Annotated in this window: 1 protein-coding gene; it reads left to right on the top strand. The window is 24.3% G+C overall.

The genetic code is table 11. The features are described 5' to 3' along the window. Positions 1-151: 151 nt before the first annotated feature. On the top strand, positions 152-2,326 hold the full coding sequence (locus tag N5D03_RS14720; protein ID WP_125349802.1) for an outer membrane beta-barrel family protein: 2,175 nt from the start codon (positions 152-154) through the stop codon (positions 2,324-2,326). Positions 2,327-2,361 lie beyond the last annotated feature (35 nt).

Raw genomic sequence — 2,361 nt, 5'->3', positions numbered from 1 at the left:
ATATGTCTCATTTGTTTTGAAAACTTACAATCAGAAAAATTAAAGTTTAAACAACTTAAGTATTTAGAATTCTTCTAAAAAAAACTTTTTTTAAAAATATCCTTTTTAATATAAGTTATATTATATAGATTTAATTTAACTAATTTATAATATGATTTTATTTAAAAGAAAATCGATTTTTTTTATTATTATACTTTTAAATTCAAGTACAGTTTTTTCTCAGAATGATAGTACAATTATTCTTAATAAAGTATCTGATACCTTAAAAACTGAAAATTTAAAAGAAATAGTAATAAGTGGTAAAAAAAAGTTAATTGAACGAAAAATAGATAGAACTATATATAATGTAGAAAATTCAATCTCTACAATTGGAGGGGATGCTTTGGATGCACTTAAAATGACTCCACGAATAAATGTGAAAAATGATCAAATTTCTATGATTGGAAAAAGTGGAATGTCTGTAATGGTTGATGACAAGTTAATTCAAGTATCAGGAGATGATTTGATTAATTTATTAAAGAGTATTCCTTCAGACAATATAAAAAGTATTGAAGTCATTACCACACCGCCTGCAAAATATGATGCAGAGGGTAATAGTGGAATTGTAAATATAAAACTAAAAAAAACTAGAATCAACCAATGGAATTCTTCATTGAGAAGCTCATATACTCAAAGCACTTATCCAAAGGGAGCTTTTGGGGGAAGCTTTGAGTATCAAAAAAATAAACTTTCATTGTATAGTGATATAAATTATATAAATGGATCCAATGCACCTATAGAAAACACTAAAACCTATTACTCTGATGGTCTTTGGAATGAAGGAAGTACAAGAAGAGACTATCAAAAATCTCTAAATACAAGATTAGGATTTGATTATAAAATGAATGATAATTGGAGTGTAGGTATTCAATATCTTGGAAACTTAAATAAACCTAGTGTTCAAGAAAATATATTGACTACTATTTATAATCCCGATAATTCGAGTGTTAATTCATATTTGAAAACCCTTTCGTATACTCAAAAAAAAAATAATAACCATTCCATAAATCTTAATTCTATTATTGAAATGGATACCATTGGAAAAAAAATGATTGTAAATTTTGATTATTTTAATTATAAAAATACTGAAAATAGAAATTTTAATACGATAGATCTATCCTCTGCAAACAATATTAGTTTACAGAATATTGAAAATTATTCAACAAAAATAGACTTTGAGCATCCATTAAAATGGATTATTTTGACTTATGGAGCAAAAGTTTCTTTTACAAAAACTAATAGTGATGCGAATTATTTTGATACCACAACAGGATCTCCAATTTTTGATTATTCACAAAGTAATGTTTTTGAATATAAGGAAAATACACAATCTTTTTATATTTCAGGAAATAAAAAATTATCAAATAAATGGGAATCTCAATTAGGCTTTAGATTAGAAAATACACAAACACAAGGCTATTCTAAAACACAAGAGCAAAAAAACAGAAATGATTATACTAAGCTTTTTCCTACTTTTTATATCTCTTATACTCCTAATGAAAAAAATTCGTTATCTATTAATTATAACAAAAGGATAAATAGACCCTCTTATGATAAACTTAACCCTTTTAGATGGTATAGTAATCCTTACTCTTATGTAGAAGGAAATCCTTTTTTACAACCCTCATTTACTGACAATGTAGAATTTAATTACATTCACAATGACAATTGGTCAAATTCAGTATATTTTTCTCATACTAAAAATGGTTTTGAACAAATAACAATTTTGGATGAAACTACTAAAAATCAACAAACAACTTCTAAAAACTATTTTAATACCAATATCATTGGATTTTCTGAATCTTATACTTTAAAAAAACTAAAATGGTTATCTACTACATTTTCATTAGATTGGAACTATAGCTGGTCTAAATCTTTAATTTATATTACCAATCAAAACCTAAAAGGATCTAATACTTATTTTTCTATAAACAATGATTTTGTCTTGAATAAAAATAAAACATTATTATTTAATATCTCTTATTGGTATAACTTCAAAGGAGTCTCCGATCTAGATAAAAATAATGCTTACAGCCAATTATCTGCATCAATAAAGTATTTAACATTGGACAAAAAGCTCCAAATAAGTCTCAATATGATTGATATTTTAAAAACAAATAAACCTATCTATACAAGTTATACCAATAATATTAAAATTGATTATGATAACTATTATGATCGTAGATTATTTAGACTTTCGTTAACATATAAATTTGGTAATAAAAACATCAATATAATGAAAAAAGAATTTGGAAATGAAGAAGAAAAAGAAAGAGTTAATAAATAATATTTTACAATATTGAAAACTAAAGATAAGTATTG

Origin of the sequence: Empedobacter sp. GD03861 (assembly GCF_029840885.1) — a bacterium.
Classification (GTDB): domain Bacteria; phylum Bacteroidota; class Bacteroidia; order Flavobacteriales; family Weeksellaceae; genus Empedobacter; species Empedobacter falsenii_B.
Note: the sequence above shows the minus strand (reverse complement) of the source record. Positions and strands in the feature narration are given on the sequence as shown.

What these genes read in the sequence shown, in the direction of transcription:
- N5D03_RS14720 (WP_125349802.1), top strand. Translation starts at nt 152, where the DNA reads ATGATTTTATTTAAAAGAAAATCGATTTTTTTTATTATTATACTTTTA.